Source organism: Rhodococcus sp. NPDC059234, assembly GCF_042754225.1.
In the GTDB taxonomy this organism is placed as follows: Bacteria; Actinomycetota; Actinomycetes; order Mycobacteriales; family Mycobacteriaceae; genus Rhodococcus_G.
The window spans coordinates 1-12,958 of record NZ_JBHZAH010000129.1 but is presented as its reverse complement, the minus strand read 5'-3'; the positions used below and the strand labels follow the sequence as shown (position 1 = coordinate 12,958).

At 70.1% G+C, this 12,958-nt stretch carries 12 protein-coding genes; 7 read left to right on the top strand and 5 right to left on the bottom strand.

The features are described from left to right. The first annotated feature begins 154 nt into the window (after positions 1 to 154). On the top strand, positions 155 to 2,488 hold the full coding sequence (locus ACFXGJ_RS21140) for an ATP-binding protein (protein WP_378624278.1): 2,334 nt from the start codon (positions 155 to 157) through the stop codon (positions 2,486 to 2,488). A 308-nt stretch (positions 2,489 to 2,796) separates the two neighbouring features. Then, complete coding sequence (locus ACFXGJ_RS21135; RefSeq protein ID WP_378624276.1) at positions 2,797 to 3,948, top strand: N(5)-(carboxyethyl)ornithine synthase; 1,152 nt, start codon at positions 2,797 to 2,799, stop codon at positions 3,946 to 3,948. Between the two features lie 19 nt (positions 3,949 to 3,967). Here the strand turns inward: ACFXGJ_RS21135 and ACFXGJ_RS21130 are convergent, their stop codons facing one another. Then, entirely contained in the window at positions 3,968 to 5,350 is a 1,383-nt protein-coding gene (locus ACFXGJ_RS21130) for an MFS transporter (RefSeq protein WP_378624273.1), read from the bottom strand. Between the two features lie 198 nt (positions 5,351 to 5,548). On the opposite strand from ACFXGJ_RS21130, the gene nhaA reads away from it, so the two are divergent. The 3 genes from nhaA to ACFXGJ_RS21115 are packed head-to-tail and all read left to right on the top strand — an operon-like array spanning position 5,549 to position 8,279. Continuing rightward, the gene (nhaA, locus tag ACFXGJ_RS21125) at positions 5,549 to 6,793 is read left to right on the top strand and encodes a Na+/H+ antiporter NhaA (RefSeq protein WP_378624270.1); all 1,245 of its coding nucleotides are present in this window, start codon (positions 5,549 to 5,551) and stop codon (positions 6,791 to 6,793) included. After that, positions 6,790 to 7,326 (top strand): phage holin family protein, encoded by a 537-nt coding sequence (locus ACFXGJ_RS21120; protein WP_378624268.1) that lies wholly within the window; start codon positions 6,790 to 6,792, stop codon positions 7,324 to 7,326. The genes nhaA and ACFXGJ_RS21120 overlap by 4 nt, the downstream gene beginning before the upstream one ends. Before the next feature lie 20 nt (positions 7,327 to 7,346). After that, the gene (locus ACFXGJ_RS21115; protein WP_378624266.1) at positions 7,347 to 8,279 is read left to right on the top strand and encodes an alpha/beta fold hydrolase; all 933 of its coding nucleotides are present in this window, start codon (positions 7,347 to 7,349) and stop codon (positions 8,277 to 8,279) included. Positions 8,280 to 8,331: 52 nt separating this feature from the next. Here the strand turns inward: ACFXGJ_RS21115 and marP are convergent, their stop codons facing one another. The 4 genes from marP to nth are packed head-to-tail and all read right to left on the bottom strand — an operon-like array spanning position 8,332 to position 11,606. Further along, a complete protein-coding gene (gene marP / locus ACFXGJ_RS21110; protein WP_378624263.1) occupies positions 8,332 to 9,525 on the bottom strand; it encodes an acid resistance serine protease MarP in 1,194 nt (397 codons plus the stop codon). After that, positions 9,522 to 10,229 carry an NUDIX hydrolase gene (locus ACFXGJ_RS21105; protein WP_378624284.1) on the bottom strand — a complete coding sequence of 236 codons (708 nt, stop codon included), beginning with the start codon at positions 10,227 to 10,229 and terminating at the stop codon, positions 9,522 to 9,524. The genes marP and ACFXGJ_RS21105 overlap by 4 nt, the downstream gene beginning before the upstream one ends. A gap of 14 nt (positions 10,230 to 10,243) precedes the next feature. Continuing rightward, complete coding sequence (locus tag ACFXGJ_RS21100) at positions 10,244 to 10,918, bottom strand: TlpA family protein disulfide reductase (protein WP_378624260.1); 675 nt, start codon at positions 10,916 to 10,918, stop codon at positions 10,244 to 10,246. A 7-nt stretch (positions 10,919 to 10,925) separates the two neighbouring features. Beyond that, positions 10,926 to 11,606: an endonuclease III gene (nth, locus tag ACFXGJ_RS21095; protein WP_378624281.1), complete on the bottom strand. Its 681-nt coding sequence runs from the start codon at positions 11,604 to 11,606 to the stop codon at positions 10,926 to 10,928. Between the two features lie 210 nt (positions 11,607 to 11,816). On the opposite strand from nth, the gene ACFXGJ_RS21090 reads away from it, so the two are divergent. Then, entirely contained in the window at positions 11,817 to 12,071 is a 255-nt protein-coding gene (locus ACFXGJ_RS21090) for a hypothetical protein (protein WP_378624257.1), read from the top strand. Positions 12,072 to 12,238: 167 nt separating this feature from the next. Further along, complete coding sequence (locus tag ACFXGJ_RS21085) at positions 12,239 to 12,913, top strand: Crp/Fnr family transcriptional regulator (RefSeq protein WP_142095050.1); 675 nt, start codon at positions 12,239 to 12,241, stop codon at positions 12,911 to 12,913. Positions 12,914 to 12,958: the final 45 nt, after the last annotated feature.

Here is a 12,958-nt window from a genome sequence, read left to right as displayed (position 1 = left end):
GCACGCGCGTGAGGGGCACCTTCGCCGCTTCCATCCGGCAGAATGGAAGTGAGGCATGTCAGGCGGGCTAACTGCGTGGTTCCACGGGGTTCCACCACGGCACTCGGGGAGTCGTCGCCGCCGCTGACACGCCCGTGACGAGAGTGACGGTTCGATGACTCCCTCGATGCGGGGCAAGGTCGGCAACCTTCCCCTGGAACTGACGAGCTTCGTCGGCCGCCGCCACGAGGTGACCGAGGCCAGGCGCCTGCTGGCTGTGTCGCGACTGGTGACGCTGACCGGAATCGGCGGGGTCGGCAAGACCCGGCTGGCGCTGAAGGTCGCAGCCGAATCCAGGCGAGCGTTCGACGACGGGGTCTGGCTCGTCGAACTCGGCGAGCAGCTCGACCCGCAGCTCGTGCCGGACATCGTCGCCGCCACGCTCGGCCTGCGCGACCAGGTGGCGCACTCGCCCATGCAGACGCTCCTCGACTTCGTCGCCGAACGTCAGCTCCTGCTCGTGCTCGACAACTGCGAGCACCTCGTCGACGCCGTGGCGAAGCTCGCGGAAGCCCTGCTGCGCGCCTGCCCGCAGCTCCGGATCCTGGCCACCAGCCGCGAATCCCTCGCGATCGGGGGCGAGACCACCTTCCGCGTCCCACCGATGACCGCCCCCGAAGCCGAGGTGCCCGCCGCCGGCCGGGGGGTCGCGCAGTACGAAGCGGTGACCCTGTTCGTCGAGCGGGCGACCGCTGCGGTGCGTGAATTCGCGCTCACCGACGACAACCGGGAGACGTTGGCCCAGATCTGTCACCAGCTCGACGGACTGCCGCTGCCCATCGAACTCGCGGCGGCCCGGTTGCGAGCGATGTCGCCGGACCAGATTCTCGAGCGACTCACCGACCGCTACCGCCTGCTCGTCGCCGGCTCCCGCGGCGCGCCGACCCGGCAGCAGACGCTCCGGATGTGCATCGACTGGAGCCACGATCTGTGCACCGAGACCGAGCGCGGCCTGTGGCGACGACTGTCGGTGTTCGCCGGCGGATTCGAACTCGACGGCGCGGAGGGGGTCGCGGCCGGGGACCTCACCCCGGACGACCTGCTCGACGTCATCGCCTCCCTCGTCGACAAGTCGATCCTCATCCGCGAGGAGCCGGACGGTGTGGTGCGCTACCGGCTGCTCGAAACGCTGCGCGACTACGGGCTCGAGCGGCTGGAGGAGACCGGTGAGGGCGCGGACCTGCGCCAACGACACCGCGACTGGTACGAGCAGCTGATCCTACGGGCCGAGGCGGACTGGATCGGGCCCAACCAGCAGGGGTGGCTCCTGCGGGTCTGGCGGGAACGGACCAACTTCCGGAGTGTGCTCGAGTACTGCGTCACGGAGCCGGGTGCCGCGGAGCACGGGCTGCGGTTGGCGAATTCCCTGTACCTCTTCTGGCTCACCCGCGGGGCACTCTTCGAGGGCCGGCGCTGGTTCGATCGCACACTCGCGGCGCAGAGCGGCGCGCCCACCAGGGCCCGCGTGGAGGCACTGTGCTCGAACTCGGTGCTGGCCTGCAATCAGGGTGACCTGGCGGCGGGCCTCGGTCTCATCGAGGAGGCGGAGCTGGTGGCATCGGAGCTGGGCGATCCCGACGCGGACACCCTGGTCACCCACGCCGCCGGGCACCTGGCCATCTACAGCGGCGACCCGCAGACCACCGTCGACTTCCTCGCCGACATTCTCGACGCCGTGAGGGCGGGCGAGAACCGGCTCCGCCACATGTCGACCCTGCTCGGGCTCGCGATGGCTCATGCCCTCCTCGGCCACGTCGCGCAGGCCGTCGAGTACGCGGAGGAGGTCGTCGCGATCACGGAGCCGCGCGAGGAGACGGTGTACCGCGCGTACGCCCTCAGCTCGATCGGAATCGCACTGTGGCAACAGGATCCGGAACGCGCCCGCGCCGAGCTCGAACGGGGCCTGCGCCTGACCGGCGTCCTGGACGACTTGCTGTGTTCGGCGATCTGCGTCGAGGTGCTCGCCTGGATCGCGGTGGACGCACACGAGGCGCAGCGGGCCGCCGTGCTGCTCGGCGGCGCGCGGTCGCTGTGGGTGGCCGCGGGCAATCAGGGCGTCGTCATCCCCGGGCTCCGGACCCACCATGACAACAGTGCACGACACACCCGCCGGTCGCTCGGCGCGCGATCGTTCGACTCGGCGTTCGCACGGGGCTCCAAACTGACCCTCGAGGAGATCGTGGCGTTCGCGCTGGAAGAGCAGGCACCCCGTGCGGACACCGCGACCGGCCGGGGCGCAACCGACCTGACGCCACGCGAGGAGGAGGTCGCCGCCCTGGTGGCGCAGGGCCTGACGAACCGGGCTATCGCCGAACAGTTGGTGATCTCGCAACGCACCGCGCAGGGGCACGTCGAGCACGTGCTGACGAAACTCGGGTTCAGCTCGCGCACCCAGATCGCGGCCTGGGTGACCGAACGGGCGGCGCAGAACCCGGACTCGCCTGCCTGACCCGACCGACGGTCGGCGCCACCCGTCCGGTCGGTCGGACACGCGGAAGTCGCGGGGAGCGTACTGTCGGTGGCCCGGGACCGTTCAGGTTCCCAATCAAGGGATCACCATGTCGGACAAGTCACCACGCAACACCATGACGAAGAAATCCGGCAAGTCGCTGAAGGAAAAGCGCGCAGAGAAGCGCGCGAAGGCGGACGGCGTACCCGACGTCGAGATCGTGGCCAGGGCGAAGAAGCACTGAACTTCTGAAAGTGCTTTACGCTCAACATCTTACGACCGATGCGCTACCCAGGAGACAACTGCATATGATCAGCCTCGGCGTGTTCGCGCGCTCCCGAAAAGAGTTCGAACGACGTCTGCCCATCCATCCGATGCACTTCGCGCGGATCGATGCAGACCTGCGCGAACACATCTACCTCGAAAGCGGGTACGGCGAATCCTTCGGCGTCACCGACGATCAGCTGTCCCGGCAGGTGGCCGGGATTCGGTCGCGGGACGAGCTGATCGCGGACTGCGAGGTGGTGCTGCTGCCCAAGCCGCAGCGCGAGGACCTCGCGGAACTGCGTGCGGGGCAGACCTTGTGGGGATGGCCGCACTGCGTACAGGACGCCGGGATCACCCAGCTCGCGATCGACCAGAGGCTGACGCTCATCGCCTTCGAGGCGATGAACCACTGGACTCGCAGCGGCGGCTTCGGACTGCACGTCTTCCACAAGAACAACGAATTGGCGGGCTACTGCTCGGTCCTGCACGCACTCGAACTCGCCGGTTCGACGGGTGACTACGGGCGGCGATTGCGCGCGGTCGTCATCGGCTTCGGCGCCACCGCCCGCGGCGCGGTGACCGCGCTCAACGCGCTGGGCGTCGACGAGGTGCAGGTGCTGACCAATCGGAAGGCCGCCGCCGTCGGCGCGCCGATCCACTCGGCGCGGATCATGCACGTCGAGCACGACGTCGCCGATCCGGTCCGCAGCCGCGTCGTCACCGACCGCGGCCGGGTTCCCCTGGCGGACTTCCTCGCCGGCCACGACATCGTGGTCAACTGCGTGCTGCAGGACACCGATGCGCCCTTGACCTTCCTGGACGAGGGCGACCTCGCCGGGTTCGCCCCCGGCAGCCTCGTCGTCGACGTGTCCTGCGACGCGGGGATGGGCTTCAGCTGGGCCCGCCCGACGACATTCGCGCGGCCCAGCTTCGTGGTCGGCGACAACGTGCACTACTACGCCGTGGACCACAGCCCGTCGCACCTGTGGAACTCCGCGACCTGGGAGATCAGCGAGGCCCTGCTGCCACATCTGCGCACCGTCCTCGCCGGCGGTGCCGCGTGGGACGGCGACCAGACCATCTCGCGTGCAATCGAGATCCGGAACGGCGTCATCCGGAACCCGAGCATCATCTCGTTCCAGCACCGGGCCACCGAGTACCCGCACGAGGTCGTCGCGGTCTCGGCGGCCTGAGCCCGCGGCAGCCGCCCCGCTACACCTCGTCGAGCGAGGTGTCCTTGGTCTCGCGCATGACCAACAGCGCGACGAAGGTCAGTGCGGCCGCGATCAGCAGGTAGATGCCGACCCAGCCGACGCCGTAGCTGGTGGCGAGCCAGGTCGCGATGAACGGCGCCACCGCGGCGCCGAGGATGCTGGCGGTGTTGTAGGCGATGCCCGAGCCGGTGTAGCGGACGTTGGTCGGGAACAGCTCGGGCAGAACCGCACTCATCGGCCCGAAGGTCAAGCCCATCAACAGCATTCCCACGATCAGGAAGCCCAGCATGCGGGCGTCGCTCATGTGCTCGGAGCTGAGCACGACCGAGAAGGACAATCCGAAGACCATGATCGCTGCGGTCACCACGAGCAGCGTCACACGCCTGCCGTAGCGGTCCGCGAGCTGGCCGGTGATCGGCACACCGACGGCGAAGAAGAGCACCGCGATGAGCTGCAGCACCAGGAAGTCCGAGTACTTGAAGCCGAGTCCGGTGCCGCCCTCCGCGGCCGTCTTGCCGGTGCCGAAGCTGAGCACCCAGGTGGTCATGATGTAGAAGAGCGTGTAGGTCGCGAGCATCACGAACGTGCCGACGACCAGTTGACGCCAGCTGGTCTTGAACACCGTCGCGAGCGGGGTCTTGACCTTCTCGCCGCGTTCGACCGCCCGCGCGAACACCGGGGTCTCCTCGAGCCGGAGCCGCACGTAGAGGCCGATGATCACGATGATCGCGCTGAGCAGGAACGGGATCCGCCAACCCCAGGTGAGGAACGCGCCGTCCAGGTCGGGGTGCGCGTTGTCGTGCCCCATGAACAGCGTGATGATCAGGAACAATCCGTTGGCCAGGAAGAACCCGATCGGCGCGCCGAGCTGGGGCCACATCGCCGCCCAGGCCCGTTTGCCGGGCTTGGCGGTCTCGGTTGCCAGCAGCGCGGCGCCGGACCACTCGCCGCCCAGGCCGAGGCCCTGGCAGAACCGCATCAGCGCCAGCAGCGCCGGGGCGACCAGACCGATCGAATGGTAGGTCGGGAGCAGACCGATGACGAAGGTCGCGATGCCCATGGTGAGCAGCGAGCCCACGAGCGTGGCCTTGCGGCCGATGCGATCGCCGAAGTGGCCGAACAGGATCGAGCCGAGCGGCCTCGCCACGAAGGCGAGGCCGAAGGTCGCGAGGGAGGCGAGCAGCGCGGTGGTGCCGTTGCCCTTGGGAAAGAACAGGTGGGGGAACACCGAGACCGCGGCGGTCGCATAGATGTAGAAGTCGTAGAACTCGATCGAGGTTCCGACCATGCTGGCCACCACGATGCGGCTGCGCGGCACCTCACCTTTTGCCGCGGCGACGCCGACGGGCGCCTCGGTCAACACGTCACGGGCCTGACTCATCCGAAATCTCCTGCACGCACTGTTCCAACAAGTGGACCGAGGATGTCCACGCCTTAGGATCAGATCACCAAAGTGTTTAACAATGCAAACCATCACTCGACGCGGGATCTCCGGGCCGGCGCGTTAAGATTTCGTTCGGAGCGCCGGGAAGTCTGGTCGGCACATCGTCACCGCATGCCCGCGACCAGGAGAAACCGAGTGATCCGACCGAAGCGCTCCGAACTGTCCCGCTACCTCCGCACCGAGACGGTCGGCGGCTCCCTGCTCCTCGTCTCCGCGGCGATCGCCCTCGTCTGGGCGAACTCCGCCTGGTCCGGCGCCTACGTCGACCTACGCGACTTCCAGGTCGGACCGAGCGCGCTGCACCTGCACCTGAGCCTCGGCTCCTGGGCGCAGGACGGCCTGCTCGCGGTGTTCTTCTTCGTCGCGGGCCTCGAACTCAAGCGCGAACTGGTCGTCGGCGAACTCGCCGACCGCAAGAAGGCCCTGCTGCCGATCATCGCGGCGGTCGCGGGCGTCGTCACCCCGGCGTTGATCGCGATCGCCGTCGGGTGGGGCACCCCCGGCATCGACACGGCGTGGGCCATCCCGGTGGCCACCGACATCGCCTTCGCGCTCGGGGTGCTCGCGCTCACCGGCTCCCGCATCCCGGCCAGCGCGCGGGTGTTCCTGCTGAGCCTCGCCGTCGTCGACGACCTGCTCGCCATCGTCATCATCGCGACCGTGTTCACCGCCTCCATCGCGTTCGGGTGGCTGCTCGCCGCGATCGCCTGCGCGGCGGCCTACGCGTACGCGCAGCACCGCCGGATCACCACGGCCTGGCTGTACGTCCCGCTCGCACTGCTGACCTGGTACAGCGTGCACACGGCCGGCATCCACGCCACCCTCGCCGGCATCACCCTCGGCCTACTCACCCGGGTTCGGCCGGACCCCGGCGAGGACGAGGCACCCGCGACCAGGCTCGAGCACCGCATCCAGCCGTGGTCGGCGGGCCTGTGCGTGCCGATCTTCGCGCTCTTCGCCGCCGGCGTGCCCCTGGGCGGCGACGTGCTCGGCTCACTGCTCACCGACCGGCTGACGCTCGCGATCATGCTGGGACTTCTCGTCGGCAAGGTGGTCGGTATCTTCGGTGTCTCCTGGGTCGCGATCCGCCTGGGCATCGCCACCAAGCCGCGCAATCTCGGATTCCGCGACATGTTCGCACTGTCGGTGCTCGGTGCGATCGGCTTCACCGTTAGCCTTCTCGTGGCCGAACTCGCACTCGAGGGCGACGAACAGGACAAGGCCAAGGCGGCGGTCCTGGTCACCTCCTTGGCTGCGTCGCTCATCGGCTCGGCGCTACTGTTGCGCCGAGGGCGTGCCCACAGGGCGCGCGCCCACGAGACCGGTGACGACCGAGCCAGATCGGTCGTGAACGACGACAACGGAGGGGCCACGACGTGAGCATCAGCGACCGCAACGGCAGGACCGAGCGGCTGACCGAGAGCGGTGTGCCGAACACCATCTCGTCCATCCCCCTGACGGACGTCGACGCGCACGCGCCGGGCACCGCCAGCATCGGCAACCTGGTCAAGGACGCCACCGCGCAGGTGTCCACCCTCGTCCGCGCCGAGGTCGAACTCGCCAAGGCCGAGGTGACCGGCGAGGTCAAGAAGGGCCTGCAGGGCTCGCTCTTCTTCATCCTCGCGCTCACCGTCCTGCTGTTCAGCTCGTTCTTCTTCTTCTTCTTCCTCGCGGAACTCCTCGACACGTGGGTGTACCGCTGGCTCGCCTTCCTCATCGTGTTCCTGCTGATGGTGGTGGTCACCGCGGTGCTGGCACTGTTCGGCTACCTGCGGGTGCGCAAGCTCCGGGCCCCCGAGAAGACCATCGACTCGCTGCGACAGGCCGCGACCGTGCTGCCGGGTGCCGCCGAGTCGAGCTACAAGCACGGTGACTACACCCCCGGCGAGTACGCCCGCCGGACCGCGCCCTGACCACCGGCGGCCAGTCCAAGGTGACCCTCCCCGACCCCTCCACCGTTCGCATCGACGGGCCGTGGCGGCACCGCGACGTGCGCGCGAACGGCATCCGGTTCCACGCCGTCGAGGCCGGTCCGTCCGATCCGGGCGCTCCACTGGTCGTGCTGCTGCACGGGTTCGCCGACTTCTGGTGGTCCTGGCGGCATCAGTTGACCGCGCTCGCGGAGGCCGGGTACCGGACGGTCGCGATGGACCTGCGGGGTTACGGCGACACCGACAAGCCCCCGCGCGGCTACGACGGCTGGACCTCCGCCGACGACGTGGCCGGGCTGATCCGCGCCCTCGGGCACACCGAGGCGACGCTGGTCGGGCACGCCGACGGCGGCCTGGTCTGCTGGGCGACGGCGACGCTGCATCCGCAGCTGGTCCGGTCGATCGCGCTGGTCTCCTCCCCGCACCCGATCGCGCTGCGGCGGTCGGTGCTGCGGAACCGCGCGCAGCGCTCCGCCCTGCTGCCGTCGTTCCTGAGCTACCAGCCGCCGTGGCGACCGGAGCGGGCACTGACCCGCGACGACGGCGCCGCCGCCGAGCGGTTGCTGCGGTCCCGTTCGAGCCTGCAATGGCAACAGTCCGAGGAGTTCGCGGAGGCCGCGGCCCGCGCCCGGTCCGCGATCCAGATCCCCGGCGCGGCCCACTGCGGCCTGGAGTACCAGCGCTGGGCCTTCCGCAGCCAGTGGCGCCCGGACGGCAAGCGGTTCATGACGGCGATGGACCAGGTCCTGACGCTGCCGGTACTCCAGATCCACGGCGACGCCGACCCGTTCGTGTTGCGCTCGACGCTGCGTGACGACACCCGGTGGGCACCGTCCCGGCACCTGCACCCCGTTCCGGGCGCCGGCCACTACGCACACGAGGAACGCCCCGACGAGGTCACGGCAGCCCTGACCGACTTCCTCGCACGGCGCTGACGCGCAGTGGTGCGTTCGCGGAGTCGGGACACTCCGTGAACGCACCACTGCGCTACGCGCCGATGCAGTCGCCGGTGGCGACCGCGCCGTTCGCGGACGTGGCCTGAGCGAGCTGCCGCGACACCTCCGCGGCGGTGAGCACGAACCCGGTGTCGCTGTTGTCGACGGCGGCGCCGAACACCACGCCGAGCACGCGGCCCTGCTCGTCCACGAGCGGTCCACCGGAGTTGCCCTGCCGGATCGACCCGCGCACGGTGTACACCTCGCGGGTGACGTCGCGGGCCCGGTAGATGTCGGGTCCCTTCAGGTCCAGCGTCTCGCGCACCCGGGCCGCGCTCGCGGTGTACGGACCGCCGCCCGGGTACCCCAGGACCAGCGCGGTGTCCCCGGAGCGCGCCGGCTCGGGGGCGAACGGCAACGCGTCCGCGTCGAGCCCGGGCACCGCGAGGACCGCGATGTCCACCTCGGGGTCGAACAGCACGACCTTCGCGTCGAGCGCGCCGCGCGCGGTGTCCACGACGACCTTGTCGGTGCCGGCCACGACGTGCGCGTTGGTCATCACCCGCTCGGGGGCGACCACGAAACCCGATCCCTCGAGGGCGCGCTGGCAGCTCGGCGCCACCCCGCGCACCCGCAGCACGCTCGGCTGCAGGCGCGCCGCCAACGGCCCCTGCGCGATCGCGGGGTCCGGCGCGTCCACGACTGCGATGGGCGTACGGCCGAACGGTCCGATCACGTCCGGCAGCCCGGACGTGTCGAGCAGCGCGGAGAAGTCGCTCGGCAACCGCCGCATCCAGTTCGGTGCCACCTCGTCGACCTGGGTCAGCACCTTCGAGCCCCGGACCGCGGTCGCGACCGCCGGCTGCGAGGACGCCGTCAACGGGATGGCCAGCAGCCAGGCCGCCACCAGCACCGCCGCGGCCTGCAGCACGGCGCCGACGACGCTGTCGACCGATCGCGCGACGGGGCTGTGCATGCCACCGCGGGCGGCGCGGCCGAGCACCATGCCCGCGACCTCGCCGATGATCACCAGCCCGACGATCAGCAGCACACCGGCGAGCACCCGGACACGGCCCCCGTCCATGTGCACCAACACGTGCGGCGCGATCAGGATGCCCGCGACCGCGCCGAGGATCACTCCGAAGAACGCGAGTGCCGACGCGACCGCGCCCTGACGCCAGCCGGACGAGGCCGCCAGCACGGCGATCGCGAGGATCGCGATGTCGATCCAGGTAGACCCGGTCACCGCTCGTGCACCTCGACCACCCCTGCCTCGACCTCCGCGAGCGCCACCTCGAGATCGCGCACGTCGCGACGATCCCAGTCGATCTCCCAGCCGGACACGGCGATCAGCCCGGCCAGCACCCCCGCGGTGAATCCCCACACCAGCATCCCGTCCACCAGGAACGCCGGGCCCTGGTAGCCGAGCCGGTGCTTGACGATGAACCGGTTGTCCGGGTCGAGAAGCGATCGCATCGGCACCCGCGCGACCTTCGCGGTCTCGCCCGCGTCCACCGGTCGCACCGGCGACGGGCGGTCCCAGTAGCCGATCACCGGCGTGACGTCGAACCCCGACGGCGGCACGAAGATCCCGGGCAGCACCGCGAGGGCGCGCACCCCGGCCGGGTCGAGCCCGGTCTCCTCCTCGGCCTCACGCAGCGCGGTCGCGATCGGACCGTCGTCCTCGGGGTCGGCGGCGCCGCCCGGGAACGCGATCTGTCCGCTGTGCTGGCGCAGGGTGGACGCGCGCTGGGTGAGCAGCAGATCGGCGTCCTCGGGCAGCCCGCCCACGCACATCGGGTCGGCGTGCTCCGCCCCACCGAACAGGACCAGCACCGCGGCGTCGCGGGCGTCCGTCCCCTCCGGCGTGCGGCGGCGCAGCACCGGGTTCACCGAGTTGCCGTCCGTCGGGGTCAGGGTCACCACGCGGCGGAGCCACTCCGGCGGCATGTGGTCGGTCCGCGTCACGACGCCACGCCCAGCTTGTCGTGGACGGCGGCGGCGATCTGGTCCGCGCTGTCGAAGGGCTGCGGCAACACGGCCGCCACGGTCCCGTCGGCGCGGATCAGCACGGTCACCGGCAGCACGTTCGGCGCTCCCACCGCCGCCGCGACCCGACCGGACCCGTCCTGGACGCCGGGCAGGTGCACCCCGTAGTCGGTCAGCGCGGACAACGCATTCCCCTCCTTGGGGTCCTGGTGCACCGTGAGCACGGTGACGGTGTCACCGGCACGGCGCGCGTACTCGTCGAGGGCGGGCAGTTCCCGCGCGCACGGACCGCACCAGTAGGCCCACAGGTTGACCAGCGCCGGTTTGCCCGCGAGGGCGGCCCCGAGGTCGACGCGGCGACCGTCGGCCAGGCACTCGAGGGTGACGCCCGCGAGTGGTCCGGCGGGGGTGGTCCCCGCGGCCGGGGCCGGGCACGGCGCCAGCGAGGCTGCGACGCGGGCGGCGGCCAGGGACTGGTCGGTGTCGCCGGGGGCGCGTTCGGGCGCCGGGGTGGTGCCCTGACTGACGTAGTCGGCGTAGGTGCGGGGGGAGGTCTCGTCCGACCCGCCACGTGGCCAGATGGCCACCACCAGGGCGATCACGACGACGAGGGCGGCCAGGCTCCACCGGCCGGCATTGGAGAGACGCACGCTCAGGTCACCGCCCCGCCAGGTCGAGCAGGTGCTCGGTCTCCGGACCCTTCACCAGGGCCGCGGCGACCTCGGGATCGGTCGGACCCGCGCCGAACGACGGGCAGTCCTTGGCCAGCAGGCACACCCCGCAGGCAGGCTTCTTCGCGTGACACACCCGACGCCCGTGGAAGATCACCCGGTGCGAGAGCAGCGTCCACTCCTTGCGCGGGATGAGCTCGCCGACCGCGTGCTCGACCTTGACCGGGTCCTCCTCCTGCGTCCAGTTCCAGCGCCGGACGAGCCGCCCGAAGTGCGTGTCGACGGTGATTCCGGGCACATCGAACGCGTTCCCGAGGACGACGTTCGCGGTCTTGCGGCCGAACCCCGGCAGGCTCACCAGGTCCTTGATGTTGCCGGGCACCTCACCGTCGAAGCGCTCGACCAGTGCCTGCCCGAGGCCGATGATCGAGTTGGCCTTGTTCCGGTAGAAGCCGGTGGACCGGATGTACTCCTCCAGCTCGGCTCGCTCGGCGCCGGCGTAGTCGGCCGCCGCCCGATAGCGCGCGAACAGCGCCGGCGTCACCTGGTTGACCCGCACGTCAGTGCACTGCGCGGACAGGATTGTCGCCACCGACAACTCCAGCGGGGTGCTGAAGTCCAGCTCGCAGTACACGTGCGGGAACGCCACCCCGAGGGTGCGGTTCATCCGACGCGCCCGGCGCACCAGGCCGAGCCGGGTCTCGCCCTGTTTCGGGCTCCCGGCAGGTGCCGCGCGGCCCTTCGTCGTGGACGCCGCCCGGGGCTGCGCCGGGGTCTTCGAAACAGTGGTGGACACCTCGTCGACTCTACGGACGGCCCCGGGAACGGCTCGCACATCGTTTCGCTTCTGAGACATTCGCCGTGTTTACTGCCCAATATGCAAGGTCTCGCCGTGGTGCTCTTCCCAGTGCTGCTGATGCTGTTTGCGCTGGCTATGGAGCGGGTGGAATTCCGGCTACGCCGGCTGACGGTGCGTGAGCAGGAGGTCCAGGAGTTCCTGGACCAAGCGAGCCATGCCGAGGTCGCGACCCTCGCCCAGGAAGGCCTGCCGCGGGCGCTCGCGCGCTTCCATCTGCGGCGCAAGCGGGGCGGCGCAGAGGACGACACACTGCCCGAACGCCAGGCGAGCTGACGGTTCGCCGCGCAGGACGTGGCGTCGATCACTACTGTTACGCAGCGGAGCGATAGACTCCCAAGCGAAAGTTACCGAACAGTCGGCGTGCAGCCTGCGTCGACGGAGCGGTCGAACACCACACGATGGGGTCCGGCCGACCAATGTTTTTCTGAGAAGGAGCGCACGTGGACGAGATCCTGGCCAGAGCCGGAATCTTCCAGGGGGTCGAGCCGTCAGCGGTCGCCGCGCTGGTCAAGCAGCTGCAGCCCGTCGATTTCCCGCGCGGGCACGTCATCTTCAACGAGGGTGAGCCGGGCGACCGTCTCTACATCATCGTGTCCGGCAAGGTGAAGCTCGGCCGTCGCTCCCCGGACGGACGCGAGAACCTGCTGACCATCATGGGCCCGTCCGACATGTTCGGTGAGCTGTCCATCTTCGACCCGGGTCCGCGTACCTCCACCGCGACCACGGTCACCGAGGTGCGCGCGGTGCAGATGGACCGCGACGCCCTCAAGTCGTGGATCGACCAGCGGCCCGAGATCGCCGAGCAGCTGCTGCGCGTGCTGGCCCGCCGCCTGCGCCGCACCAACAACAACCTCGCCGACCTCATCTTCACCGACGTTCCCGGTCGCGTGGCGAAGGCGCTGCTGCAGCTCGCACAGCGCTTCGGCACCCAGGAGGGCGGCGCACTCCGGGTCACCCACGACCTCACTCAGGAGGAGATCGCCCAGCTCGTCGGCGCCTCCCGCGAGACCGTGAACAAGGCCCTCGCCGACTTCGCACACCGCGGCTGGCTGCGACTCGAGGGCAAGAGCGTGCTGATCTCGGACTCCGAGCGTCTGGCCCGCCGCGCGCGGTAGTCGCACCCCCGTACGACATTCGATCGGCCACCCCGCTTCCCGGGG

Excerpts from the sequence above, each read along its gene's own strand:
- ACFXGJ_RS21135 (WP_378624276.1), top strand. The coding sequence starts at position 2,797 with ATGATCAGCCTCGGCGTGTTCGCGCGCTCCCGAAAAGAGTTCGAACGA.
- ACFXGJ_RS21090 (WP_378624257.1), top strand. The coding sequence starts at position 11,817 with ATGCAAGGTCTCGCCGTGGTGCTCTTCCCAGTGCTGCTGATGCTGTTT.
- ACFXGJ_RS21140 (WP_378624278.1), top strand. The coding sequence starts at position 155 with ATGACTCCCTCGATGCGGGGCAAGGTCGGCAACCTTCCCCTGGAACTG.
- ACFXGJ_RS21105 (WP_378624284.1), bottom strand. The coding sequence starts at position 10,229 with ATGCCGCCGGAGTGGCTCCGCCGCGTGGTGACCCTGACCCCGACGGAC.
- ACFXGJ_RS21130 (WP_378624273.1), bottom strand. The coding sequence starts at position 5,350 with ATGAGTCAGGCCCGTGACGTGTTGACCGAGGCGCCCGTCGGCGTCGCC.
- nth (WP_378624281.1), bottom strand. The coding sequence starts at position 11,606 with ATGAACCGCACCCTCGGGGTGGCGTTCCCGCACGTGTACTGCGAGCTG.